Origin of the sequence: Limimaricola cinnabarinus, assembly GCF_002723615.1 — a bacterium.
Taxonomy (GTDB): Bacteria; Pseudomonadota; Alphaproteobacteria; order Rhodobacterales; family Rhodobacteraceae; genus Limimaricola; species Limimaricola cinnabarinus_B.
In genome coordinates, this window is the sequence record NZ_KZ304956.1 from 134,043 (window position 1) to 158,886 (window position 24,844).

Below are 24,844 nucleotides of genomic sequence, written 5' to 3' on the forward strand. Positions count from 1 at the left end.
ACCTAGGCCCGATGGGCCAAGGTCAAGAATTCGTGCGTCTGTCACAGGCGGGCCCGGATTGCGACCCCGGGGGGCATCGCGCGCCGCGGGCGCTCAGCCCGCGACGTCGACGACCACCCGGCCGCGCACCTGCCCCTTGAGGATCTCGGCCCCCAGCTCGGGCAGATCGCCCAGCCGCGCAGGCCGGATCATCGAGCGCAGCTTCTCCATCGGCAGCTCGCGCGCGATCCGCTCCCAGGCTGCGACGCGGTTGTCATAGGGCTGCATGACGCTGTCGATGCCCAAAAGATTGACGCCGCGCAGCAGGAAGGGGATCACCTTGGCCGGAAGATCCGCCCCGCCCGCGAGCCCCACCGCCGCGACCGAGCCGCCATATTGCATCTGCCCCAGCACGCGCGCCAGCATCGCGCCGCCCACCGCATCGACGCAGGCGGCCCAGCGCTCGCTCTCCAGCGGCTTCTTCGTCGTCTCGTTCAGCTCGGCGCGCGGCACGATCGAGGCCGCGCCGAGATCGCGCAGGTAATCCTCGGTCTCGGGCCGCCCGGTGACGGCGGCGACCTCGTGGCCGAGCGAGGCAAGAAGCGCGGTCGCGACCGAGCCGACGCCGCCCGCCGCCCCGGTGACCAGAACCGGCCCCTGCCCGGTCCTGAGCCCGTGCCTTTCCAGCGCCATCACCGCGAGCATCGCCGTCAGCCCGGCGGTGCCCACCGCCATGGCGTCGCGCGCCGAGAGCCCCTCGGGCAGCGGCACCAGCCAGTCGGCCCTGACCCGCGCGCGGGTGGCGTAGCCGCCCCAATGCGCCTCGCCCACGCGCCAGCCGGTCAGCACCACCTTGTCGCCCGGCTTGTAGCGGTCATCGTCCGAGGCCTCGACCGTACCGGCGAAATCGATGCCCGGCACATGCGGATACTGCCGCACCAGCCCGCCGCCCGGTCCGATGCACAGCCCGTCCTTGTAGTTGAGGGTGGAATATTCCACCGCCACGGTCACCTCGCCCTCGGGCAGCCGCGCCTCGTCGAGCTCCTGCACCGAGGCACGGGTCTCGCCCGCCTCGTCCTTTTCGACCAAAAGCGCCTTGAACATGTGCATCCTCCCTCGGGGCAAAAGCGTCTTGGCGGTCATGATGCACGTCGCGCGGGGCGGCGCAATCGGGGCGATGCGGCGCGAAGGAAGGCCCCGAAGGAAAGCCCGCCGTCTTTCGCGCCCGGCCCCCCTTTTCAACGCCGCCCCGCGCGCCTATATCTGCCCTGTCCCTTCGGGGACTATGGACATAAACGCGCCTGTAATAAGCGGATCGGACCCGGGGGCGGTACCCGGCGGCTCCACCAGACATCCCTCGTTGGGGGCAGATGGGGCCGAAACAGGATCGACGAACGTGTAAAGAGGTCTGCTTTGTCTCGGTGAGGTACCACCGATATCGGTCCAAAATTGTACAGTTGCCAACGACAACCGTGCTCCGGCAATGGCTGTGGCTGCCTAAGCAGTCTCGGTCCGCCGAAACTTAAGCCCTAGCGCCTAGCCGCGTTAGGCGGGGTTCGCAGGCACCTGGCAACAGAAGCCTGCACTTCCCCCCTTTTCCAGCCATGCCGCGCCACCCCCGCCTTCGGGGGCGTCAGACGGTTCTTGCCAGCTTCGGGCGGGCCGGTGCAGCATGGACGCCATGGCCCGGCTGTTGCTCATCGCCCTCGCCTGCGCGCTGTCGCCCGCGATGTCGCGCGCCTGCGAGACGGCGCTTGTGCTGGCGATGGATGTCTCGAACTCGGTCGACGATGCCGAATACCGGCTGCAGGTCGACGGCCTCGCCGATGCGATGGAGGACCCCGTGGTGATCGAGGCGGTGCTGGGCGGCGATGTCGCGCTGGCGGTGCTGCAATGGTCCGCCGCGGGGCAGCAGCGCGTCGTCTTCGACTGGACCCAGCCGCGCGACCGGGCGGCGCTCGCGCGGCTGTCGCAGCAGGTCCGGGCCACGCCGCGGGCCTTCGTGATGGGCGGCACGGCCCCGGCCGAGGCGCTGGAGGCGGCGCTCGGGCTGATGGCGCGTGCGCCCGACTGCCACCGTCGGGTGATCGACGTCTCGGGCGACGGCACGCCCAATGACGGCGGCGATGTCGGCGTGGCGCGGCGGCGGGCCGAGGCGATGGGGGTCACCGTCAACGGGCTGGCCATCGAGAGCCTCGGCCAGGCGATCACCGGCTTCTACCTGCGCCACGTGGCGACACGCGACGGCTTCGTCATCACCGCGCGCGGCCATCGCGACTACCCGCGCGCCATGCGTCTCAAGCTGCGCCGCGAGCTTGTCCGGCTCTTGGGCCACGGCCCGCCCGCCGCGCCGCCGATGCGCCAAAGCCACGCGCCCCGCGCGCGATAGCGCCGCAAAGCCGCCCCTCGTGGCCCGCCCCCTTTCATCCGTCTCCGAATCCCCTATGCTTGGCACGACCGCGAAAGGATGACGTAACGTGACCCGCCCTGCCAACCGCACGATCGACTACGGAAACCTGATGCATCGCGCGATGCGCGGGCTGATCCAGGAGGTGCTGGAGCGCATCGCCGTCGAGGGCCTGCCGGGCAAGCATCATTTCTTCATCACCTTCGACACGATGCATCCCGATGTCGAGATCGCCGACTGGCTCTCGGACCGCTATCCCGGCGAGATGACCATCGTGATCCAGCACTGGTTCGACAACCTCACCGTCACCGATGAGGGCTTTTCCGTCACGCTGAATTTCGGCGACAGCCCCGAGCCGCTCTACATCCCCTTCGACGCGATCCGCACCTTCGTCGACCCTTCGGTCGAGTTCGGCCTGCGCTTCGAGAACCAGGACGAGAGCGACGAGGAGGAGGACGAGGAAGCGCCGATGCAGGAGATGGCCGAGCCCGAGGAGGAGCCCGCCAAGAAGGGCGAGGCCCAGGTGGTCAGCCTCGACAGCTTCCGCAAGTCCTGAAACCGGACATTTAGGCGATTGCCCAGGGGGCGGCCCGCGCGGTAGATGGCATGCGACGGCATACCAGGGAGACCGCGATGAGCCAGACCACCCCCACCCGCACCGAATCCGACAGCTTCGGCCCGCTCGAGGTCCGCGCGGACCGCTACTGGGGGGCGCAGACCCAGCGCTCGATCATGAACTTCCCGATCGGCTGGGAAAAGCAGCCCGTGGCGATCGTCCGCGCGCTCGGCGTGATCAAGCAGGCCTGCGCCGAGGCCAACAAGGCGCGCGGCAAGATCGACGAGAAGATCGCCGATGCGATGATCGCCGCCGCTTCGGAAGTCGTGGCGGGCAAGCTCGACGATCATTTCCCCCTCGTGGTCTGGCAGACCGGTTCGGGCACGCAGTCGAACATGAACGCCAACGAGGTCATCGCCAACCGCGCGATCGAGATGCTGGGCGGCGAGATGGGCTCCAAGGAGCCGGTCCACCCCAATGATCACTGCAACATGGGCCAGTCCTCGAACGACACCTTCCCGACCGCGATGCACATCGCCGTCGCCACCACCGCGCGCGACGTGACGCTGCCGGGGCTGGAAAAGCTGCACGCGGCGCTGGCCGAGAAGGCCGAGGCCTTCAAGGACATCATCAAGATCGGCCGCACCCACACCATGGACGCCACGCCGCTGACGCTGGGCCAGGAGTTCGGCGGCTACGCGCATCAGGTCGCCATGGGCATCCGCCGCATCAAGGCCGCGCTGCCCGCGATCTACGAGCTGGCGCAGGGCGGCACCGCCGTGGGCACCGGGCTCAACACGCCGCATGGCTGGGGCGAGACCGTGGCCGAGAACATGGCCCGGATCACCGGCCTGCCCTTCGTCACCGCGCCCAACAAGTTCGAGGCGCTGGCCGCCCATGACGCGATGGTCGAGATGTCGGGCGCGCTGCGCGTGGTCGCGGGCTCGCTGTTCAAGATCGCCAATGACATCCGCCTTCTGGGCTCCGGCCCGCGTTGCGGTTTGGGCGAGCTGATGCTGCCCGAGAACGAGCCCGGCTCCTCGATCATGCCCGGCAAGGTCAACCCGACCCAGTGCGAGGCGCTGACGCAGGTCTGCGCCCATGTAATGGGCAATGACGCCGCCGTGGGCTTTGCCGGATCGCAGGGGCATTTCGAGCTCAACGTCTACAAGCCGATGATGGCCTATAACGTGCTGCAATCCATGCAGCTCTTGGGCGACGCCTCGGTGGCCTTCACCGACAACTGCGTCGCGGGCATCGAGGCGAACGAGGCGCGGATCGACAAGCTGATGCGCGAAAGCCTGATGCTGGTGACCGCGCTGGCGCCGACCATCGGCTATGACAACGCCACCACCGTCGCCAAGACCGCGCACAAGAACGGCACCACGCTGAAGGAAGAGGCGATCAATCTCGGCTTCGTCGATGCCGAGACCTTCGAGCGCGTGGTGCGCCCCGAGGAGATGATCGGCCCGAAATGAAGCCGGTGAACCTGAACCAGTTCAGGAAGAAGAAGGCGCGGGCCGAAAAGACGGCCCGCGCCGATGCCAATGCTTTGAAGTTCGGCCGCAGCAAGGCCGACAAGGCACGCAACGCAACCGAGGCCGAAAATGCTGCCCGGCGGCTCGACGGGCATCGGCGCGACGATGAGTGACGGCCGGCCCGTCAAGCGGTCGCTGACGCTCAGGGGGCATCGGACCAGCGTCTCTTTGGAGGATGTGTTCTGGCGCGCCTTCCGCGACATCGCCGCCGCCGAGGGACGCACGATCAACGGGCTCGCCGCCGAGATCGACGCGGGCCGCGGCGATGTCGGGCTGGCCTCGGCGATCCGGGTCTTCGTGCTGCGGCGGTTCATGGAGCGTTAAGACACGTCTGGTTTGCTCGACGCATGACCGCCTTGCCCGCCACGATCAGCCCCGACCGCTGGCTATGCCAGCTCTTCGCCTCCCGGGCGGCCGCTTCCGGCGGCGTCGTCCGGCGCAGTCTGCGCGATGTCGATCGGATCGTCGGGCGCTCGCGTTTTTTGCACGAGATCGAGCGGCGCGGGTTTCGCGCCATCGAAAACGCCGGTCAGGTCGTGATCTTCTGCAACCGCGAACCGCTGCGCTCCCTGCGATGACACGTTCCTTCGAAGGAACGTGCAAAACTCTTCGAAGAGTTTTGCCTATCGCCGCTCCGTCACCCGCAGCCTGATCCCGGCCTTCGACCGCACCGTCAGATGCGCCACCGGCACCGGCACGTCGCCCTCGACCGGCGCGAAGCGATACCGCGCCAGCAGCGCCGCCAGCAGCACCGCCGCCTCGGCCATGGCGAACCCCGCGCCGGGGCAGACGCGGGGCCCGGCGCTGAACGGCAGGAAGGCCCGCCGCGCGCTCTCCTTCGTCTCCTCCCGGCTCCAGCGGTCCGGGTCGAAGGCGTCGGGGTCCTGCCAGAACCGCTCATGCCGGTGCAGGTGCCACGGCGACAGCACCACCTGCGTGCCGCGCCCGAGCGCGCGGCTCCGAAACCGCTCGGGCCGGGTCGTCTCGCGCACCATCATCGGCACCGGCGGGTAGAGGCGCAGCGTCTCGCGCGTGATGTCCCGGATGAGCTTCAGCTTGGAAAGCTCGGAGAACGCACCGGAAAACGCCTTCGCCTCCGCCGCCGCGCGCTCCTGTATCCCGGGATGGGTGGCCAGAAGATAGAGCGTCCAGCCCAGCGTCGAGGCGCTGGTCTCGTGGCCCGCGAGGAAGAAGATCGCCACCTGATCGACCATCTCCTCGCGCGAAAACCGCGCGCCGCTCTCAGGGTCGGGCGTGGTCATGATCCGGGTGGCGAGATCGCGCGGCGCGTCGCCCGCTTCGATGCGGCCCGCGCGCTCGGCGACAAGCCCCGCGATCAGCCCCCTGATGCGCCGCGCCGTGGCCCGCGTCTCGCGCGAATGAAGGCGCGGCATCCAGCCCGGCCCCTTCACGAAGGCCGCGAGGTTCAGAAGCGGCTGGCTGCGCTGATGCGCGTGAAATTCCCGGTAGGTCGCCTGCGCCGTCCCGTGCTCGATCGGGATCGAAAACAGCGTGCGAAAGATCACGTCGGCGGCGGCGTGGCTGGCCAGGGGCTCGATCTCGACCGCGCGGCCATCGGCCAACGGCGCGAGCCGGTCTGCCGCCGCATCCCCGGCCGCGCGCATCGCGCCGAAGCTGTCTTTCAGCCGGCCGCGCTCGAAGGCCGGGTCGATGATCCGGCGCTGATGCGCCCATAGCGGGCCATTGGTCAGGAATACCGAAGCCCCGAGCAAGGGCCGCAGCCCCGCGCCGATCCTGTCGGATTTGGGAAAGTCGCGCGGTCGCTCCTTCAGCACGCATCGCAGCAATGCCGGGTCGTTGACCAGCACCGAGCGGAAGAACGGCGTGCGGAACTCGGCCATCCAAGCGCGGTAGATCCGCGCGGGCTGGGCCGAGAGGATGTCGGCGCGAAACAGCTTCAGATGCCGCCAGAGCGACACGCGCGGCGCGCGCGGGACAGGTTTGGGCGGCAGGCTCATGCGGTGGCGACATGCGGCGACAGCGCCCGGCGGATGGTGGAGCGCGAGGGCGCGCGGGCGGCAAAGCGTTCGGCCAGCGTCAGCGGCCCGGCGGTGAGGCGGAAATAGTCGTAATCGCCGGGCCGGTCGAAGGCGCAGAGATACTGGAAATGCAGCCGGAAGAAGCGCCAGCGCAGTTCGCGCCAGCGCGCGGGGCTCAGCGTCTGGGTGAAGGCGGCCGAGATCACCAGCGGCCAGCGCTGATCGGGCGTGGCGACGCCGGAGACCGCGACCGGATCGCACAGCGCGAAGGCGCAGCCATCGCCCGGCGCCGTCACGTCGAGCCATGTCAGCTCGTCCCGCGCGCAAAGATAGGCGAGATCGGCGCGCAGGCGGCGCGCCTCGGGCAGAAACGACATCATCGGCACCACCTGCCCCAGCGACACGAAGCCGAGCGCCGGGCCGCCCTCGGGCACCCGCCCCGCGCGGATGAGGTCCGACAGCACCGAGACCGCGAGATGCGCGCCCGAGGAATGGCCGATCACCAGCACCTCGTCGACATCCTCCCGCAGCGCCGCGGCGATGTGGTTCTCGAACAAGGCCAGCCGCGCCTCGAGCGCCGCCGGGTTGGCGCCGCGCCAGCGCGCCGCGAAGGCGTAGTCATGCATGAGGTAATAGGCGAAGAAGCGGCGGTCGTGACGGCGAAACCAGTGCAGCACCGCCGCGGCCACGCCCGCCAGCGCGGGCCAGAAGGCCAGCCAGCCGGGCAGCCCGGCCCAGAGCGCCAGCCGCGCCGCGCCCCCGCCCGCCAGCGCCCCGAGGCCCAAGGCAAGCCCCAGCTGCACCAGCAGCATCACCACCGGGTAGAGCGCCGCGATCACCGGCCCCTTCCTGAGCCGCATCAACCGTCCCAGCGCGCCGCTGGCGATATAGGTCCAGGCGGTGCGCAGAAGCTGCCCATAGGTCGCCAGCACGCCGCCCTGCATCTGCTCGCGCACGATGTCCGACCAGACCAGCACCTCGAACTCGGCCCGCACCTCGCCGCCCTCGATCCGGGCGGCGACGTCCCAGCCGAAGCGGCGCCCCTTGGCAGGCGAAAGCGAGAGATCGAAGCCCGAAAGCGCGGCCTGCGCCGCGCCCTCGCGGCGGTAGAGCTCGCGGTAGCGGCGCGGGTGGATCGGGTCGAAACCGGGGATGTAGAACACCCGCCGCCTGCGCACCCGCCGCATCGATGATCCATCCATGGCCTGCCCCCTTTCGGTGACAGGTTAGAGCAGGAAGCGGGCCACCATAAGGCCGAATGAGGGCTTCAGCCGAGCGCCGCGAGCGAGGGGAAGGTTTCGAGCAGCCAGAAGCTGAAATCCGAGAATTGCCCGGTCAGCATCATCAGGCCCACGGTCCACAGGAGCAGCCCAGAGGTCCGCTCGATCCGGCCCATATGCCGCTTCATCCAGGCCATGGCGCCCGAAAGCTTGGGAAAGAAGGCCGCGACCAGCAAAAAGGGTATCCCGAGCCCCGCGGCATAGACCGCAAGCAGCGTCGCCCCGCGCGTCATGTCGGCCTCGGTCGCCGCCAGGCCGAGGATGGTGCCGAGAATGGGGCCGAGGCAGGGCGTCCAGCCGAAGGCGAAGGCGAGGCCCAGAACATAGGCGCCAAAGGCCGAGCCGCCGCGATCACCGCCCGAAACCCGCGCCTCGCGGTCGAGAAAGGGGATGCGGATCACGCCCGCGAAATGCGCGCCGAAGATCATGATCGTCACGCCCGCGATCACGTTGAACCAGTCCTGGAACTGCAGGAAGACCCGGCCCAGCGCCGAGAAGGCTACGCCGAGCAGCAGGAACACGGTCGACAGGCCCAGCACGAAGAACAGCGCCGCCGTCATCACCCGCCGCCGGTCGCTGCGCGGGGCCGAAAGATCGGTCACCGAAACGCCGCCCATATAGGCCAGATAGGGCGGCACGATCGGCAGCACGCAGGGGCTCAGGAAGGACAGAAGCCCCGCCGTGAGCGCGATCATCATCGCGGGCAGCAGGGTCGCGTCGAGGATCAGCTCGGCTGAGAACATGGGGGCACTCCTTTGATCCGGCGAGGGTATCAGCGGCGCGCAGGGGCGTCACTGCCGCGCGGCTCACTTCGCTGTGCGGCATTGTGTCAGGCATGGGGGGTCAGACGCCGGGCAGCACCCAGAGCGCCTCGCGCGGCAGCCGCCAGCGCACGTCCTGCCCCGGCACGGCGCCGCGCGCCGCGCCCGCGCGCATCAGCGCCTCGAGCCGCAGCCCGGAGCCTTCGGCGGTGATCCGCGTCAGCAGCCCCTCGAAGCGGGTCTCGATCACCCGCAGCGTCAGGGCGTTCTCGCCCTCGCCCGGCTCGATCGCCTCGGGCCGCAGCGTCAGGCAGCCCTCGCCCGAAGGCGCGCCCTCGGGCAGCAAGAGCCGCCCCAGCGCGCAGTCGAACCCGCCGCCCGAGGAGCGGCCCGAGATGAAGTTGCAGCCGCCGAAAAAGCGCGCCACGTCGAGATCGGCGGGCCGGTTCCACAGCGCGGCGCCCGCGCCGATCTGGTGGATGCGCCCGCCCAGCATCAGGGCGACCCGGTCGCCCAGAACCGCCGCCTCCTCCTGATCATGTGTGACGACGAGCGTGGTGATCCCGGTCTCGCGTTGCAGCCGCCGGATCAGCGCCCGCATCTCGCCGCGCAGATGCGCGTCGAGCGAAGAGAGCGGCTCGTCGAGCAGCAGGAGGCCGGGCTTCAGGACCAGCGCGCGCGCCAGCGCCACGCGCTGCCGCTGCCCGCCCGACAGCTCGTGCGGGCGGCGATGGCCGAGATCGCCGAGCTGCACCTGCGCCAGCGCCTCGGCCACCCGCTCGGCGATCTCGCGCTTCGGGCGGCGCTGCATCCTGAGACCGAAGCCGACATTCGCCGCCACGTCCATATGGGCGAAGAGCTGGCCCGACTGGAACACCAGCACCGCCTCGCGCCGCTCGGGCGGCAGATGCCCGACCGAGACGCCGTCAAAGCGCACCTCGCCCGCATCGGGCGCGACGAGCCCGGCGATGACGCGCAGCGCCGTGGTCTTGCCGCAGCCCGAGGGACCCAGAAGCGCCACCATCTCGCCATCCGCCACCTCGAGCGACAGCGCGTCGAGCGCGGGGCGTTCCGTGCCCGGATGGCGCAGATCGAGGGTGTCGAGTGTCAGCCGCGTCACCGCGTACCTCCGATGGTCATGCCGCGCCCGGCGAGCTGCCGCGCCACCAGCGCGAGGATGACGAGGCCGGGCGCGAGGCTGAGCATCGCCAGCACGCCCGCCTGATCGTTGCGCCCCGCGCCCGCCTGCGCATAAAGCAGCAGGGGCAGCGTCACCACCCGCCCGCCACCGATCGTCAGCGTCAGGATGTATTGCGACCACGAGACGAGAAAGGCGAAGAGCCCCGCCACCATCACCCCCGGCGCGATGGCGGGCAGCATGACGTGCCACAGCACCTGCAGGGGTTTCGCGCCGAGGCTCCTTGCCTGCGCCTCGGCCTCGGCGTCGTAATTGGCAAAGACGCCCGACATCACGAAGACCACGTAAGGCAGCGTCGGCACGAGATGCACCAGCACCACCCCCAGCGCGGAGTTGGTCAGCCCCAGCCGCAGGAAGACGCCATGGATGCCCAGGCCCACCGCGATGCCCGGCACGATCACCGGGGCGAGCAGCGCCAGCTCGACCAGCGTCTTGCCGCGAAAGCGGTAGAGCCCGAGCGCCCGGCCCGCGGGGATGCCCAAGAGCAGCGCGAGGGCCGAGGCCGCGAGCGCGATGCAGGTCGTCGTCATCAGCGCGCCCGGAATGTCCGAACGGGCTGCGAAGGCGCGCATCCACGGCTCAAACGTCCATGTCGCGGGCAGGATCTGCGGAAAGAACCAGCCGCGCGCCACCGACCACAGCGCCAGAGGCACCAAGGGCGCCATCAGCGCCGCGATCAGCAGCGCGCCCAGCGCCATGCGCGCCCGCGCGTTCACGAGCGCCCCGCGAAGGCCGCGCGGATCAGGAGCGCCGAGACCAGCGCGATCAGCATGGCGATGGCCATCGCCTCGGGGCGCGCGGCGAGGTCGGGATCGGTGAAGCGCTGCCAGGCCAGCACCGGCAGCGCCGGCGGCGAACTCTGGCCCAGAAGCACCGGCACCTCCCACGCGCCGAAGGAAAAGGCGAAGACGATGGCGCCCGCGCGGATCAGCGCCGGGCGCAGCAGCGGCAGCAGCACCAGCCGCATCGCCGCGAAGGGCGAGGCCCCGAGCGAGCGGGCGGCGGCCTCGGGGTCGTCGCCGATCGACTGCATGTTGGCCAGCAGGATCAGCCCGATGAAGGGCACCTCCTTCCAGACGTAATGGGCGATGATGCCGATGGCATGGCGGTCCTGCGTCAATGCCGGAAAGCCCGCCGGCCCATCGATCAGCCCCGCCCCGCCCGCGATCCGCGCGAGGAACCCCGATTGCGACAGCAGCCACAATATGCCCAGCGCGCCCACCGCATGCGGGATGGTGAGGTTGATCTGGAACAGCAGCCGCGCCAGCCCCTGCCCCGGAAAGCGGCGGCGCAGAAGCAGCGCCGCGCCGAGACCGATCAGGCAGGAGAGCGCGGTCGAGGCGAAGGCGATCCAGAGCGACAGGCCGAGCGAGCGCCAGACCCGCCCCTCGCCCAGCACGGCGGCCCATGCGTCGAGCGACCAGCCGCCGCGCCCCATGCCGAAGGAGCCCGCGAGGCCCAAGACCAGACCGCCGCCGAACAGCACCGCGATCACGCAAAGCGCGGGCGCGAGCGACAGCCATGGATGCCCGCGCCCGATCACCTCAGTTGCCGACGTTCTCGATCCAGCCATCCTCGATCGCCGAGGTCCAGTCGGGGGTCAGCTCCGGCAGCGCCGCCTGCCCCAGCTCCTCGATCGAGACGACCGAGGGGTGCCGCTCCAGCGCCGCGAAACCCGCCTGCACCTCGTCCGGGGCGCGGTCCGGCTCGATCACCGTGGCCGCGCCCCAGATTTCGGGCTGCGCCTTTTCGAGCTGCGCCTCGCCCGACAAGAGCAGGTTCTGCGTCACCATTGCGGCGGCCTTGTTCGCGGCATTGACCGGGATCGCCATGTAGTTGGTGTTGGCGAGCGTGCCGTCGCTCAGCCCGTAGGACTGCATCGTCTCGGGGAAGATGCCGTTGACGACCGCCGTACCGATCTCGGCCGGGTCATAGGTAAAGAACAAATCCACCTCGCGGTTGGCGAACATCTGCTGCAGCTGGGTGATCGAGGTCGGGTAGGTCCGCCCCTCGCGCCACAGATGCGGCTCCAGATCGTTGAGGATCTCCCATGTCTCTCCGGCCACCGTGTCGAACGTCTCCCGGTCGAAGGGCCCGACCAGCGCATCCGCGCCGCCCGCCACATGGGTGAAGACATGGCGCACGAAGGCGGCACCCGTGAAGTCGGGCGGCGCGGGATAGGTGAAGCGGCCCGGATTCGCCTCGATCCAGTCGATCAGCTCGGGGATCGAGCGCGGCGGCGCGGGCGTGCGGGCGCTGTCATGGGCGAAGGCGAACTGCACCCGGCTCCATGGCACCTCGCAGCCCTCCACGGGCGTGCCGAAATCATTGGCGATGGCGGGGTTGTCGAAATTGACCAGTTCGGCGTTGGGCAGCTTGTCGACATAGCCGCACCAGACGAGGTCGCCCTGCTTCATGGTGCGGAAATTCTCGCCATTGATCCAGATCATGTCGACCGCGCCCTCGGCGGCCCCCGCCTCGACCTCGCCCAGCACGATGTTCACCGCCTCCGCCGTGTCGCTGAGCGGCACGCGGTTGAGCGTGATGTCGTATTCCTCTTCGAGGATGCCGCCGATGTAGTCGGAGACATAGGCGTTGATGTTGTCGGCCCCGCCCCACATGAAGATGTTGACCTCGCCGCCGCGCGCCGTCTCGACGATCTCGTCCCAGCCCATGTCGAGCAGCGCATCGCCCTCCTGCGCCGCGGCCGTGCCCGCCAGCAGCAGCGCCCCGATTGCCGTCATCATCCGCTTCATGCCGTTCTCCCGTCGATGCCGCCGGGTCGTGCCGCCCGGCCCTGCTGCCCGGCTGTGTGCCCGCGCGGCAGTATCGGCGCAACACACCAATATGTCAGGCCCTTGCAATATCCGCGCGCCTCAGTGATCGGCGGGCAGGCGCATCGGGTTGACCCGGTCGCGCGAAGCTGGCGCGGAGGGGGCGATCTCTCCGGTGCCCGGATCGAGCGCCGCGTACCACGCGGCCAGCGCCTCGATTTCCTCTTCCTCCAGCTCCTGCGCCGCGACGCGCATCAGGTTGTAGACCTCGGTGCCGCCGCGCACGCCGTCGCGCCAGAGCCTGAGCTGGGTGATGAGATAGGCTTCGTCCTGCCCGGCCAGCGGCGGGAAATCCCCCTCAAGCGCATCGCCGCCGAAACCTTCGAGATCGCGCGGCCCCGGCCCGTGGCAGGCGGTGCAGGCGGGCACGTCGTCGGTGCCCGCGCGCGCCAGCTCTTCGCCCGAGGCCAGCCTATCGGGGTCCGCCCTGCCGGACCTTTTCGGCGCCGCCTCGCGCCCGGCGAACCATTCGGCCAGCTCGCGCAGCTGTTCGGGCCGCAGCTCGGAGGCCGCGTGCTGCATGATGCCGCTTTCGCGCCGCCCCTCGCGGTAGGCCATGAGCGCGGCCTCGATGTAATCGGCGTCGAAGATGTCGAGCCGGGGCACATGCGCCCGCGTCTCGACATGACAGCCCGCGCACCATGCCGCCCCCTCGGGCGCGTCCGCCGCGGCGCGCGCGGTGATTTCGGCCTGCCGCTCGGGCGTCACCTCGCCCTCCTGGATCGCGCGCAGATAGGCGACCACGGCCCAGACGTCGTCCCCGCGCGAGGAGGGCCATTGCGGCATGCCCGACATCTTCACCCCCTCATAGACGATCCAGTGCAGCTCCTGTGGGCTCCACGTGCCCACCGCATCGGTGATATGCGGCGGCGCGGGGTTCATGCCGCGCACCGTGGCGCTGCGGGTCTTTCCCGGCACCGCGTGGCACATGGCGCAGGCGCTCTCGACATGCCGCGCGCCAAGCTCGATCAGCGCGGGATCGTCGAGATCGGGGGCGGGCGTCTCGGGCGCGCCGGAATAGAGATCGACCGCGTTGCGATAGGTCGTGTGCAGCGCCCAGTAGGTCGGCGGCAGATGCCCCGCCCGCGCCGAGACGTTGTAGAGCCCGAAGGCCACCGTCGCGCCCCCGGCGAGCCCCCCCGCCACGGCCAGCGCGCCCAGCGTATAGAGAACCGTCTTCATCCGCTGCTTCATGCCGCGGCCTCCCTTTCATTCACCGCGCGGGAGGTGAGCCACAGCCCCGCCACGAGATAGACCGGCGTGCCGAGGCCGAGCATGATCATGCCGCCCATCTGCTGGCCCGTGAGGTTCGGCATCAGCCCGCACCACGCCGCATAGAGATCGCGCGGCGCGAGGATCAGCAGCGCGCCCAGAAGCGTCATGTGCATCGAGGTGAGCAAGAGCCCCCCGGCCCCCGCCAGCGGATGCCCCGCCCGCAGACAGCCCGCCCAGACCAGCAGCCCGGCGATGAGAAAGCTCGCCTGCTCGGCCACGAACCACGGCGCGGAGCCGTAGGAGAGCCCATGCGCGCGCGGCAGGTGCCAGCCCCAGACCACCGCGAATTCGAGCGCGGCGGCGATGAGCGGGCCGAGCGCCAGCGCCCGGCCCAGCGCGGGCCAGCCCAGCACCAGAAGCGGTGCCGCCAGCGCCACGATCGCCATGTGCCGCAGCATGTGCCCGGCGAAGGGCGCGTCGAACCCCATGGAGCGCGGCGCGACCCAGATCGCCGCCAGCAGCCCCAGCCCGAGGGTCAGCGGCACCGGCCTGAGCGCGCCGGGCGTCATCGGCAGCTGCCCAGCAGGATCAGCGGCAGCGTGTCGTAGACCACGCCGATGAACGAGACGATCGCCAGAAGAAAACCCGCATGGCCGAGAAACTGGTGCCGGTCCTCGGCGCTGCCCTCGGGGTTGGTGAATTCGCCCGTGTCGCGCACGTCCCAGCGCAGAAAGGCGCGCCAGCCGATCCAGGCGATGGCGGCGAGCATGAGGGCGGTCATCGCGATCAGCGCAAAGCGCAGGGTGTTCATGTCGAACAGCGCCCCGAACTTGAAGCAGTAGACCGAAACGGCGGCGTAGCTGATGATGAAGTGAAACGCCCAGATCGTCGGCGCGAAGGCGATCCGCCACAGGCTTTCGCGCTCTTCGGAGAACTCGCGCTCGTCGCCATGCGGCTGCGGCTGCGGTTCGCGGTCGTGATCGTCGCGGTCCATGCGCCCCTCCCTCACATCATCCGCGGCACGAGGCCGATCATCGCGCCCGTGACCAGCGCCGTCAGCCCGAGAAAATGCCAGAACAGCGTGACGTTCCACAGATCGGCGTCGTAGCGCGGGGTGAGCTTGCCGAAGAGCGAACCGGCAAGGCAGTAGAGCTGCATGATCGTGCCCGCGATGCCATGCGCCACCACCCAGACCATCAGCGCCCACATCATCGCCGGGTAGACATGGGATGTCGGGTCGAGATCCAGCACCGAGAGGATGAAGCCGCCCATGCCCGACAGGGTCAGCAAGGGCGCGGCCGCCAGCGCGGCCCGTGCCAGCCCGACCCGCCCCGCGCGGTTGAGGCTGCGCGCGCCGCGGGTCAGCGCCCATGAGAGCGCGAAGGCCGCGGTGGCCAGCGCCACGAAAAGCCCCGAGGCATGTTCGGCGCCGGGCGGCGGGAAGGCGGTGTTGGAGGTCCAGTAGAAGAACACCCCGAAGACCAGCGAGGCGAAGGCCGTGGCGTCGCCCAGCATGGTGATCCAGACCGCCCACCAGCCCACCGCCTGCGGCCCCGCCGCATAGGTCGGCAGGCTCAGGCCGAGACCGACATCCTTCATGTCCTTTTCCGGCGGCCGCGCGGTCGTGGTCCACAGCCAGTAGATGATCGAGACCACGGCGAAGGCGGCGCAGATGATCGCCGGGGTGTAGAGGTGGAAGGTCGGAAAGATGAAGGCCCCGCCGGTGAAGGCTGCGGCCATGATGGTGATATAGGCCGGGCCGGTGACCCGCTGCACCTGTATGGGCCGCGCGTCGATCACGCTGGTCACGATGGTCTCGCGGTATCCCTCCTCGGCATCGGGGAGATAGTAGCGCCCCGCATCCATCCGCTCGACCAGCTTGGGCTGGTCCCAAAGCGGGTAGCGCGTCGTGATGTGCGGGATCGAGCGGACGCCCCATTTCGTCTCGGGGATCTCGTGGCTCCATTCCAGCGTGCCGCCGCCCCACGGGTTGCGCGCGATCTGCGGCTGGTCCTTCTTGGGGCGCACGATGTCCCAGGCAAAGATGGCGAAGCCCGCCGCGATGACGAAGGCGCCGACGGTCGAGATCTGGTTGAGCCAGTCGATGCCGAGCCCGCCCGGATAGGTATAGACCCGGCGCGGCATGCCCAGAAGCCCGGTGAGGTGCATCGGCAGGAAGGTGACGTTGAAGCCGGTGAAGATCAGCCAGAAGGCCCAGCGCCCGAGCCGCTCGGAGAGCATCTTCTTTCGGAAGAACGGGAAGAAGTAATAGACCCCCGCGATCACCGGAAACACCATGCCGCCGAACAGCGTGTAATGCAGATGCGCGACGATGAAATAGGTGTCGTGCACCTGCCAGTCGAAGGGCGCGACCGCGACCATGACGCCGGTCAGGCCACCGGCGGTGAAGATCGCCAGAGCGCCTGCGATCCACAGCATCGGCAGCGTCATCTTCACCCGCCCCGCGATCAGCGTGGCGACGAAGGCGAAAAGCTGGATGCCGGTCGGGATGACGACGGCCTCGGAGGCCGCCGAGAAGAAGCCGAGGCTGATATTGGGCAGGCCGGTGGTGTACATGTGATGCACCCAGAGCCCGAAGCTCAGAAAGCCGGTGCCCACCGCCGACAGCACGATCCACGAATAGCCCAGGATCGGACGGCGCGCGACGGTCGGCACGATCATCGCCGCGATGGCGATCGAGGGCAGGAAGATGATGTAGACCTCCGGGTGGCCGAAGATCCAGAACAGATGCTGCCAGAGCATCGGATCGCCGCCGCGGGTGTGATCGAAGAAGGGCCAGTCGAACGAGCGCTCCAGCTCGAACAGGAAATCGCCCGCGATCAGCGGCGGGAAGGCAAAGAGGATCATGCCGCCGACCACGAGGACGTACCACGCATAAAGCGGCATGACGTTGACCCGCATGCCGGGCGGGCGGCATTTGAGCGCGCCGACGATCAGCTCCACCGCGGCGGCGATCGAGGCGATCTCGATGAAGGACAGGCCCAGGAGCCAGATGTCGGAACCGATGCCGAGCTCGATCGTGGCCAGGGGCGGATACATGAACCAGCCCGCCTTGGGCGCGGCGGAAAACAGGATCGAGCCGATCACGAAGATGCCGCCGATCAGGAAGGCCCAGTAGCCATAGGCCGAAAGCCTCGGAAACGGCATGTCGCGCGCGCCGAGGAAAGCGGGCAGGATCAGGATCGAGATCGCCTCGAACATCGGCACGGCAAAGAGGAACATCATCGCCGAGCCGTGCATGGTGAAGAGCTGGTTGAACATGTCGGCCGAGATGAGGTCGTTCTCCGGCACCCAGAGCTGCAACCGCATCAGGAGCGCCATGACGCCCGCGATCAGCATGAAGACGAAGGCGGTCATCGTGTACCAGGCGCCGACCTCGGAGTTGTTCACCGCCGTCCAGTAGCGCCAGCCGTCGGGCGTCTTCCAGGCCTTGCGCAGGTTCTCCTTCTGCCGCTTCTGCACCTCTTCGGGCACCGGCTCGTTCAGCATCTCCTCGGTCGGCGGATAGACCCCCTCGGCCATGAGGTCGCCTGCGGGGATTTGGCGGTCGGTCATTCGAGGCCCTCGAGATAGGCGGCGATCGCGCCGATCTGCGCGTCCGAAAGGTGGTCGTATGCGGGCATTTCGGCGCCGGGCTTCCAGGCGCCGGGATTTGCGACCCATCTGGCGAAATCCTCGACGCCGGTGCCAAGCCGCCCGGCGGCGAGCGAATGGCGCGCGCCGACATGGGTGAGATCCGGCCCCACCCGCCCCATGGCGGGCGTGCCGCGCACCGTGTGGCAGGCGCCGCAGCCCTGGGTCAGGAACAGCGCGGCACCCCGACCGGCCTCCGGCGTGGCGGGGGCCGCCGCCGGTTCGGCCTCGGCATCGAGCCAGGCCTCGAAGGCGTCGGGCTCCATCACCTCGGCCTCGAAGGCCATCCAGGCATGGCTCTCGCCGCAGAACTCGGCGCATTGGCCGCGATAGATGCCGGGTTTCTCCGGCCCGAGCGTCATCTCGGTCACCCGGCCGGGAAACATGTCCATCTTGCCGCCCAAGCTCGGCACCCAGAAGGAATGGATCACCTTCTTGCTGTCGAGAAGGAAGGTCGAGCGCTCGCCCGCGGGCAGGCGGATCTCGTTGGCGGTGGTGACGGTCGAGCCGTCCTCGCGCTCATATTCGACGCGCCACCACCATTGCTCACCCGTCACGCGGATCACCGGCCCGTCGCCGGTGGCGCGCAGCTCGGGCATGAGGGTTAGGCCGTAAACCAGCAGCGCGCCGAGCGTGACGGTCGGAAACAGGATGCCGCCGAGGACCACCAGCCAGTTGGCCACGCGCTGCGAATGCGGCGCCGGGCTGCGCCGCGTGGCCCAGTAGAACAGCCCGTTCATGCCGAACCACAGCACCACCGCGCCCACCAGCATGACCACGAAGAGATCGGTCAGGATGCGCGCATCCGCGCCGCCATCGACCAGCACCGATTGCCGCCCCTCGCAGGCGGCGAGCAGCAGGGGCGAGGCAAGCAGCAGCCGCGACGATCCGGGCGGCAGGGCTCTTCGGGCGCGGGTGTCGCGGGTCATGCATCGTCCGTGAAAGAGGCGCGCGGGGGCGGAGGTCACGACAATGAGAGGGCGCGCGGCGTTGCGGTCAAGCGCGCGGCGGCGTTAAAGGCACGGACCAGCGGGGAAATCGGCGGCCACCGCCTTCGAAGACGCCCTGCCCCCAGCTCAGCGGATGCCCCATGCTCGACAAGATCAGACCCGTCCACGCCTTCGCCCTCGCCTGCCTCGCCCTCGCGCTGGGCGTGGCGGTCGGTCTCGGGCTGGGCGATCTCGACAACCAGTTCCGCGAAAGCGGCATCGTCACCTATACCTCCGCCGCGCTGCTGGCGCTGACGGCGGCGATGAGCCTGCGCATCGGCCGGTTGCGCCGCGCCGGCGCCGGATGGTCATGGCGCGATCCGCGCATCGTCTGGCTGGCGATCGGTCTGGGCTTCGTCTGGCTGGCGCTCGACGATCTCGCCCAGATCCACGAGAATCTCGACCGGCTGCTGCACCGTCTCGCGGGCATCGAGGAGACGCCGCTCACCGACCGGCTCGACGACCTGATCATCCTTGCCTACGGGCTCATCGGCGCGGGCGTGATGTGGGCCTGCCGCTCGGAGCTTCGGCGCTTTCCGCAGATGCTGGGCTGGCTCGGCATCGGCGCGGCGCTGCTGGTGCTTCAGGTGGCGCTCGACATGCTGCTCAACGATGCAAGCTGGGTGATGTCCCTGGGCATCTCCGCCCGGCCCGATCTCGCCCATGATCTGGGCGAGATCGCGGAGGAAAGCATCAAGCTTCTGGCCGAGGCCGCGTTTCTGAGCGCCTTCATCAAGGCGCGGCGCGGCCTCGCGGGCTAGACGCCGCGCTTGTTGCCCCAGATCAGCACATGCAGCTGCGGCAGCACCCGCGCCGCGAACCAGCCATCGGCGAGGGTGCGGCTGACCAGCCAGTCCATCCGGTCGGTGATGCCGTCCATGTCGATTTCGGCATCCTCGGCCTCTGGCGGCGGCGGGGTGTGGTTGCCGGGCTGCAGATAGACCGGAAGGTCCGGATAGCGCGCCGCCACGCCGCGGGCCCAGAGGTAATCGGTCTCGTCGAACACCACGATCTTGAGGATCGCCTCCGCCTTTCCCGCAGCCTTCAGGCAGTCGTCGAAACGGTCCCAGTCGGGCGTCTCGCCCGAGGAGGGCGGCTTGGGGGAGAGCACCAAGGGCTCCAGCCGCGAGAACCAGTCGCGCGCGACCGAGCCTTGGGTCTCCAGCGCGAAGCCATAGCCCAGCGCCCGGCCCTTCTCGATCAGCGGGCCGCAATCCTGGATCGCCGGGTTGCCGCCAGAAATGGTGACGGTGAGGGGCCGCCCGCCGGACAGCTCCGCCACCTTGGCCCAAACCTCGTCCGTCTCCATCGCCGCCCATGTGTGGCGGTATTCGCTCTCGACCGAATGCAGGCTGTCGCACCACGAGCAGCGGTAATCGCAGCCGCCCAGCCGCACGAAGACCGTCGCCTGCCCGATCAGCGCGCCCTCGCCCTGGATCGTCGGGCCGAAGATCTCCGATACCCTGAGCGTGCTCATGCCGCGCTCCGGGGCCGGTATTCGGCCCATGTCTTGGGCGTCTCGGAGATGCGCACGGCGCTGACCTGTGCCCAGCGCGCGCGCGCCCAGTCATAGATCTCCTTGGCCAGCACTTCCGAGGTCACCCGGTCATGGCCGAACACCTCGTTGAGATGCCGGTGGTCGAGATGATCGTCGATCCAGGTCTTCAGCGGTTTCAACGCCTTGTAATCGAGCACGAAGCCGTTCTCGTCGAGTTCCTCGGCCTGAAGCTCCACCACGGCGATGTAGTTGTGCCCGTGCAGCCGCGCGCAGGGGTGATCCTCGGGCAGGCCGCATAGCTGGTGGGAGGCGGAGAAGTGGAACTCCTTGGTGATGGTGTACATCAGTTCGCCCCCTTCTTCACGGCCTCGGCCCAGTAATCCGGGTCGGCGTATTCGGTCGGATCGTCCACGCCTGCGAGGTGGAACGCCTCGCGCCGCTCGACGCAGGTGCCGCAGCGGCCGCATTGCTTCTCGCCGCCCTTGTAGCAGGACCACGTCTCGGCGAAGGGCGTGTCGTGCTTCGCCCCTTCGGTGACGATCGCCGATTTCGGCGCGCGCACGAAGGGGGTGTAGAGCCGGATATCGGCGTAGCCGTCGAGCGCATGGCGCTGCATCGCCTCGAAGCTTTCGGTGAATTCGGGGCGGCAGTCGGGGTAGATGAAGTGGTCGCCGCCATGCACGGCGGTGGCCACCGCATCGGCCTTCTGCGCCGCCGCGAGGCCGAAGGCCACGGTGAGCATGATGGCGTTGCGGTTCGGCACGACCGTGCTCTTCATCGTCTCTTCGGCGTAATGCCCGTCGGGCACCTCGACATCGTCGGTCAGCGCCGAGCCGGTGAGATGCGCGCCGATCCCGCGCATGTCGATCAGGTGGAACGGCACGCCGAGCCGCTCCGCGCAGGCGCGCGCGAAATCCAGCTCCTTTGAGTGGCGCTGGCCGTAATCGAAGGAAATCAGCCCCGCGAGCTCGTGCTCGGCGGCGACCTTGTGGGCGAGCGACACGGAGTCGAGCCCGCCCGAGCAGATGACATAAGTTTTCATTTGATCCGTCCTTGTTTTGACCGGGTAGGCTGCGACCGGTGCCCGGACCATTCCGGGCGACCCCGTCTAACGCATCCCGGGCGGACGGGAAAGATCAGCCTTCGGGCACGTTCTCGCGCAGCTCCTCGAGCCAGACCGCGGCACTCGCATCAGAAGGCGCGCGCCAGTCGCCGCGCGGGCTGAGCGATCCGCCCGCCGAGACCTTGGGCCCGTTCGGCATGGCCGAACGCTTGAACTGCGCGAAGCCGAAGAAGCGCTGCACGAAGACCTCCAGCCATTTGCGGATCTCGGGCAGATCGTAGGTCCGGCGCTTTTCCTCGGGAAAGCCGATCGGCCAGAGCCCCTGCTCCGCGTCGCGCCAAGCGTGCCAGGCGAGGAAGGCGATCTTGGAGGGCGGCAGGCCGTAGCGCATGGTGTGGAACAAAAAGAAGTCGTGCAGCGCATAGGGACCGATCCGGTCCTCGGTCGATTGCAGCTCCTCCTCCTCGCCCTGCGGCACCAGCTCGGGCGAGATCTCGGTATCGAGGATCGCCTGCAACACGTCGGTGGTGGCCTGCGCGTCGAACTGGCCCGAGCGGATCGACCAGCGGATCAGGTACTGGATCAGCGTCTTCGGCACGCCGGAATTGACGTTGTAATGGCTCATCTGGTCGCCGACGCCGTAGGTGCACCAGCCCAGCGCCAGCTCGCTCAGATCGCCCGTGCCCACGACGATGCCGCCATGCTGGTTGGCCAGCCGGAACAGGTAGTCGGTGCGAAGCCCCGCCTGCACGTTCTCGAAGGTCACGTCATAGACCGGCTCGCCGCCCGAAAACGGGTGATCCATGTCCGTCAGCATCTGCCGCGCGGCGGGGCGGATGTCGAGCTCGGCCGCCTCGACGCCCATGGCGCGCATCAGCTTCCACGCGTTGGACTTGGTGGCGTCGCCGGTGGCGAAGCCCGGCATGGTGTAGCCGAGGATCGTGTCGCGCGGCAGGCCCATCCGGTCGCAGGCCTTGGCCGCGACGATCAGCGCATGGGTGCTGTCGAGCCCGCCCGAGATGCCGATGACGAGCTTGGGGTTGCCGATCGACTCCATCCGGCGGCGCAGCCCCTCGACCTGGATGTTGAAAGCCTCGTAGCAGTCGAGATCGAGATGGCTCTCGCGGTTGGGGACGTAAGGATAGCGGCGGATCGGGCGCAGAAGCCCCGCATCCTCGTAATGCGGCTGATGCGCAAAGCGGATGCGGCGGAAACCGGGGGCCTGCCCCTTGCCCGCATCGTTGAAGGTGCCGGTGCGCATCCGCTCGCCCAAGAGCCGCTGGGTGTCCACATCGGCCATGCACAGCTCGGGCTCCACGTCGAAGCGGCCCGATTGCGCTAGCAGGTCGCCCATCTCGTAGATCGCCCCCTGCCCGTCCCAGCTCAGATCGGTGGTGCTTTCGCCTGGACCCGCGGCGGAATAGGCATAGGCGGCGAAGCTGCGCATGCCGTGGCTGCGGCACAGCACGTGGCGGTCGTCGGATTTGCCGATCACGATGTTGGAGGCCGAGAGGTTGGTGAGGATCAGCGCGCCCTCGGTCGCGGCGGCGCTGGAGGGCGGCACGGGGGCCCAGAAATCCTCGCAGATCTCGGTGTGGAAGATGAGCCCCGGCAGATCCTCGGCCTCGAAGATCAGGTCGGTGCCGAAGGGCACCTCCGCGCCCCCGAGCCGCATCATCCGCCCGGTGACGCCGCGCCCCTCGGCGAACCAGCGCTTCTCGTAGAACTCGCGGTAATTGGGCAGGAAGCTTTTCGGCACCACGCCGAGAATGCGCCCGCGCGCGATCGCGATGGCGCAGTTGTAGAGCCGCCCCTCGTGGCGCAAAGGCGCACCGATGAGCAGCACCGGCGCGAGCTTGGCGCTTTCCTTGGCGATCCGCTCCACCGCCGCCTCGGCGGCGTCGAGCAGCGCGGTCTGCATGTGCAGATCGTCGATGGCGTAGGAGGAGACGCAAAGCTCGGGATAGATGACGAGATCGGCGCGGGCGTCATGCGCGCGCCGCGCCTCGGCGATCACCGCGTCGCGGTTGAAGCTCACATCGGCGGGCCGGACCCGCGGCGTCGCGGTGGCGACGCGCACGAAGCCGTGCCGGTGCAGGGAATGAAAGGCCTTCGCGCCCTCGGGCTTCATCGTCATCTCGTCGTCTCCAGCTGTGCGGGCGCATCGACCATGCCGCGCGCGGGTTCGGGTTTCCAGCCTTCCGGTTCAGCCGCCGCCACCGCCGATCATGCCAAAACCCACGCCCACCGCAACGAGGCTGAGCACGAAGCCCAGCGCCATCAGCAGCCCGTCGCGCAGGGTCATGGCAAGGCCGAAGGCGGCGATGGCGGCCATCGGCGCGGTCGAGGCGAAGGGGATGAATTCCAAGGGCGGCACGGTCAGGCACAAGAGCAGCACCGCGATCCCGGCGATGCGGCTGGCCTTGGGTCCGGTCAGCGCCTCGAGCCGCCCGTGGAACCAGCGGTCGAGCCAGCGGCCGATGCCGCGCAGCTTGTCGGCCGATTCGGCGAGCTTGTCGCCCGAGACCGAGCGATTTTCGAGAAAGCCGGGCAGCCACATCTCGTCGCGCTGCATGACGATCTGCACGGCAAAGAGCGCGATGATCAGGGCCAGAATCGTCGGCACGCCGGGCACGCCGCCGATCGGCGTGATCTCGATCAGCGCCGGCACGAAGAGAAACGGCCCGAAGCCGCGATCGCCCAGCGCGCCGGTGACGTCGCCCACCGTGGCGCGATCGTCATTGCGGCCCTCCTGTTCCAGACGGTCGAGAATCTCCTCTACCGCGCGCGATGAACTGCCCATGTCCGGCCTCCGGTCGTGTCACGAGGTCCCAACATCACCAAGGCGATGCTGTTCCCGCGCGCGGCCCGGATCAGCCCGGAAAGGGCCTTGCCTGCCCCTCGCCCCGGCGCGGGGCGGCGGAGGCGGCGCGCGGCACGAGATGGCCCAGCAGGCGCTCGCGCAGCGCGCGCGCATGGCGGCGCGCCTCGGGGCGGCTGCGCCCGGCGGCGTCCAGAAGCGCGATCGCTTCGGCGGGGGCCGTGCCCGGGCGCGCGCCCGGCGGCAGCATGGCCATGATCTCGCGCAGCCGCGCCGCGATCTGCGGGACTGCCTCGCGCTCTTCGCCCGCCCCGCCGGGCATCGTCACCAGCGCCGCCAGCCCGGCCCGTCGCGCGGCGCGCAGGCTGCGCTGCGCGGCGGGCAGCGTGGCGGTCTCATGCGCGGCGACAAGCGCCGTCACCGGCCCGTCGATCACCCCGGCCAGCATGGCGGCCATGGCCAGCCGCGCCCGCGCATCCCCGCCCTCGGTGTCGAAGGCCGCCGCCTGCGCGGGCGTGATCCCCGGCGCGCCGCGCACGGTGCCATGGCCGAAGACGTGCCGGTTCGCCCGCTCGATCCGCGCCGCGTCGAAGCCCAACCGCTCCAACAGGCCCATCCCGTGACCGGCCAGATCCTCGGGCGTGAGACCGAGCCGGGCCTCGCAGAAGGCGCGCCCGAGCCGCCAGGGCGTGATCACCGCGCGCAGGTCGCGCGCCTCGGGCAGCGCCGCCTCGATCCGGGCGATCTGCTCGGCGTCGAGCCCGCAGGCCCTCAGCGCCGCGTGATCGATGCCGGGGGCGGCGGCGAGGCTGTCATGGCCCGCGACATGGCGCAGCACTGCGGCGATGCGATCGGGCGCATGGCCCTGCGCCGCCAGCCCCGCCGCAAGCTCGGGCGCGGGCGCGCGCCGGTGCCCGGCGGGCGTCTCGACATCGATCCGTAGCGCGCCCACCGGGGCCAGCGGGTCCGGGCCGCGCCCGAGGATCGCCGCCGCCGCGCCCAGCGGCGAAACCGCGAGCGCGGGCGCTTCGGGTGCCTGTCCCGGGGACAG

General features: G+C 69.5%; 26 protein-coding genes and 1 other RNA gene. 8 read left to right on the top strand and 19 right to left on the bottom strand.

The genetic code is table 11. The features are described from left to right. Positions 1-93: 93 nt before the first annotated feature. Complete coding sequence (gene acuI, locus CJ301_RS08635) at positions 94-1,083, bottom strand: acrylyl-CoA reductase (NADPH) (protein WP_099276358.1); 990 nt, start codon at positions 1,081-1,083, stop codon at positions 94-96. A 127-nt stretch (positions 1,084-1,210) separates the two neighbouring features. On the opposite strand from acuI, the gene ssrA reads away from it, so the two are divergent. The 7 genes from ssrA to CJ301_RS08670 all read left to right on the top strand — a co-directional run bounded on the left by ssrA (position 1,211) and on the right by CJ301_RS08670 (position 5,058). After that, positions 1,211-1,566: a transfer-messenger RNA gene (ssrA, locus tag CJ301_RS08640) on the top strand. Between the two features lie 85 nt (positions 1,567-1,651). Then, positions 1,652-2,368 (top strand): DUF1194 domain-containing protein, encoded by a 717-nt coding sequence (locus CJ301_RS08645; RefSeq protein ID WP_367869642.1) that lies wholly within the window; start codon positions 1,652-1,654, stop codon positions 2,366-2,368. Positions 2,369-2,498: 130 nt separating this feature from the next. Further along, complete coding sequence (locus tag CJ301_RS08650) at positions 2,499-2,942, top strand: SspB family protein (RefSeq protein WP_099276429.1); 444 nt, start codon at positions 2,499-2,501, stop codon at positions 2,940-2,942. A 77-nt stretch (positions 2,943-3,019) separates the two neighbouring features. Next, positions 3,020-4,420 (top strand): class II fumarate hydratase, encoded by a 1,401-nt coding sequence (fumC, locus tag CJ301_RS08655; protein ID WP_099276362.1) that lies wholly within the window; start codon positions 3,020-3,022, stop codon positions 4,418-4,420. Then, a complete protein-coding gene (locus tag CJ301_RS08660) occupies positions 4,417-4,593 on the top strand; it encodes a DUF4169 family protein (RefSeq protein WP_099276364.1) in 177 nt (58 codons plus the stop codon). Before fumC ends, CJ301_RS08660 begins: the two co-directional genes overlap by 4 nt. Next, positions 4,586-4,804, top strand: a complete 219-nt coding sequence (locus CJ301_RS08665; protein WP_099276431.1) for a ribbon-helix-helix domain-containing protein — start codon at positions 4,586-4,588, stop codon at positions 4,802-4,804. Before CJ301_RS08660 ends, CJ301_RS08665 begins: the two co-directional genes overlap by 8 nt. Positions 4,805-4,827: 23 nt before the next feature. Next, a complete protein-coding gene (locus CJ301_RS08670) occupies positions 4,828-5,058 on the top strand; it encodes an N-(5'-phosphoribosyl)anthranilate isomerase (protein WP_099276366.1) in 231 nt (76 codons plus the stop codon). Positions 5,059-5,103: 45 nt separating this feature from the next. Here the strand turns inward: CJ301_RS08670 and CJ301_RS08675 are convergent, their stop codons facing one another. The 12 genes from CJ301_RS08675 to CJ301_RS08730 all read right to left on the bottom strand — a co-directional run bounded on the left by CJ301_RS08675 (position 5,104) and on the right by CJ301_RS08730 (position 18,351). After that, on the bottom strand, positions 5,104-6,459 hold the full coding sequence (locus CJ301_RS08675) for a cytochrome P450 (protein ID WP_099276368.1): 1,356 nt from the start codon (positions 6,457-6,459) through the stop codon (positions 5,104-5,106). Continuing rightward, positions 6,456-7,682 (bottom strand): hypothetical protein, encoded by a 1,227-nt coding sequence (locus CJ301_RS08680; RefSeq protein ID WP_162620474.1) that lies wholly within the window; start codon positions 7,680-7,682, stop codon positions 6,456-6,458. Before CJ301_RS08680 ends, CJ301_RS08675 begins: the two co-directional genes overlap by 4 nt. A gap of 65 nt (positions 7,683-7,747) precedes the next feature. Then, positions 7,748-8,503 (bottom strand): cytochrome c biogenesis CcdA family protein, encoded by a 756-nt coding sequence (locus CJ301_RS08685; protein WP_099276372.1) that lies wholly within the window; start codon positions 8,501-8,503, stop codon positions 7,748-7,750. A gap of 100 nt (positions 8,504-8,603) precedes the next feature. Beyond that, positions 8,604-9,641 (bottom strand): ABC transporter ATP-binding protein, encoded by a 1,038-nt coding sequence (locus CJ301_RS08690; RefSeq protein WP_099276374.1) that lies wholly within the window; start codon positions 9,639-9,641, stop codon positions 8,604-8,606. Next, positions 9,638-10,435: an ABC transporter permease gene (locus CJ301_RS08695; protein ID WP_099276376.1), complete on the bottom strand. Its 798-nt coding sequence runs from the start codon at positions 10,433-10,435 to the stop codon at positions 9,638-9,640. The genes CJ301_RS08690 and CJ301_RS08695 overlap by 4 nt, the downstream gene beginning before the upstream one ends. After that, positions 10,432-11,262, bottom strand: coding sequence for an ABC transporter permease subunit (locus CJ301_RS08700; protein WP_099276378.1), 831 nt, complete (start codon positions 11,260-11,262; stop codon positions 10,432-10,434). Before CJ301_RS08700 ends, CJ301_RS08695 begins: the two co-directional genes overlap by 4 nt. 1 nt (position 11,263) lies before the next feature. Next, positions 11,264-12,475, bottom strand: coding sequence for an ABC transporter substrate-binding protein (locus tag CJ301_RS08705; RefSeq protein WP_099276380.1), 1,212 nt, complete (start codon positions 12,473-12,475; stop codon positions 11,264-11,266). Between the two features lie 120 nt (positions 12,476-12,595). After that, positions 12,596-13,747: a c-type cytochrome gene (locus CJ301_RS08710; protein ID WP_099276382.1), complete on the bottom strand. Its 1,152-nt coding sequence runs from the start codon at positions 13,745-13,747 to the stop codon at positions 12,596-12,598. Then, positions 13,744-14,337 carry a cytochrome c oxidase assembly protein gene (locus CJ301_RS08715; RefSeq protein ID WP_099276384.1) on the bottom strand — a complete coding sequence of 198 codons (594 nt, stop codon included), beginning with the start codon at positions 14,335-14,337 and terminating at the stop codon, positions 13,744-13,746. The genes CJ301_RS08710 and CJ301_RS08715 overlap by 4 nt, the downstream gene beginning before the upstream one ends. Further along, positions 14,334-14,762 carry a hypothetical protein gene (locus CJ301_RS08720; RefSeq protein ID WP_099276396.1) on the bottom strand — a complete coding sequence of 143 codons (429 nt, stop codon included), beginning with the start codon at positions 14,760-14,762 and terminating at the stop codon, positions 14,334-14,336. Before CJ301_RS08720 ends, CJ301_RS08715 begins: the two co-directional genes overlap by 4 nt. Before the next feature lie 11 nt (positions 14,763-14,773). Further along, positions 14,774-17,344 (bottom strand): cytochrome c oxidase subunit I, encoded by a 2,571-nt coding sequence (gene ctaD, locus CJ301_RS08725; protein ID WP_162620475.1) that lies wholly within the window; start codon positions 17,342-17,344, stop codon positions 14,774-14,776. Continuing rightward, the gene (locus CJ301_RS08730) at positions 17,341-18,351 is read right to left on the bottom strand and encodes a cytochrome c oxidase subunit II (RefSeq protein ID WP_099276399.1); all 1,011 of its coding nucleotides are present in this window, start codon (positions 18,349-18,351) and stop codon (positions 17,341-17,343) included. Before CJ301_RS08730 ends, ctaD begins: the two co-directional genes overlap by 4 nt. Before the next feature lie 161 nt (positions 18,352-18,512). Here CJ301_RS08730 and CJ301_RS08735 point away from each other — a divergent pair, with 161 nt between their 5' ends. Next, positions 18,513-19,172 (top strand): hypothetical protein, encoded by a 660-nt coding sequence (locus CJ301_RS08735; protein ID WP_099276401.1) that lies wholly within the window; start codon positions 18,513-18,515, stop codon positions 19,170-19,172. On the opposite strand, the gene queE is transcribed toward CJ301_RS08735, so the two are convergent. The 6 genes from queE to CJ301_RS08765 form a co-directional block, all read right to left on the bottom strand. Next, positions 19,169-19,888, bottom strand: a complete 720-nt coding sequence (gene queE / locus CJ301_RS08740; protein WP_173812339.1) for a 7-carboxy-7-deazaguanine synthase QueE — start codon at positions 19,886-19,888, stop codon at positions 19,169-19,171. The two genes, CJ301_RS08735 and queE, sit on opposite strands and share 4 nt — an antisense overlap. Beyond that, complete coding sequence (gene queD / locus CJ301_RS08745; RefSeq protein ID WP_099276405.1) at positions 19,885-20,253, bottom strand: 6-carboxytetrahydropterin synthase QueD; 369 nt, start codon at positions 20,251-20,253, stop codon at positions 19,885-19,887. The genes queE and queD overlap by 4 nt, the downstream gene beginning before the upstream one ends. Next, positions 20,253-20,951 carry a 7-cyano-7-deazaguanine synthase QueC gene (queC, locus tag CJ301_RS08750; RefSeq protein WP_099276407.1) on the bottom strand — a complete coding sequence of 233 codons (699 nt, stop codon included), beginning with the start codon at positions 20,949-20,951 and terminating at the stop codon, positions 20,253-20,255. Before queC ends, queD begins: the two co-directional genes overlap by 1 nt. A 94-nt stretch (positions 20,952-21,045) precedes the next feature. Continuing rightward, positions 21,046-23,109: an NAD(+) synthase gene (locus CJ301_RS08755; protein ID WP_099276409.1), complete on the bottom strand. Its 2,064-nt coding sequence runs from the start codon at positions 23,107-23,109 to the stop codon at positions 21,046-21,048. Positions 23,110-23,178: 69 nt separating this feature from the next. Continuing rightward, on the bottom strand, positions 23,179-23,775 hold the full coding sequence (locus CJ301_RS08760) for an exopolysaccharide biosynthesis protein (RefSeq protein ID WP_099276411.1): 597 nt from the start codon (positions 23,773-23,775) through the stop codon (positions 23,179-23,181). Between the two features lie 70 nt (positions 23,776-23,845). Further along, a partial coding sequence (locus tag CJ301_RS08765; protein WP_216823270.1) for a hypothetical protein occupies positions 23,846-24,844 on the bottom strand: 999 nt, incomplete at its 5' end.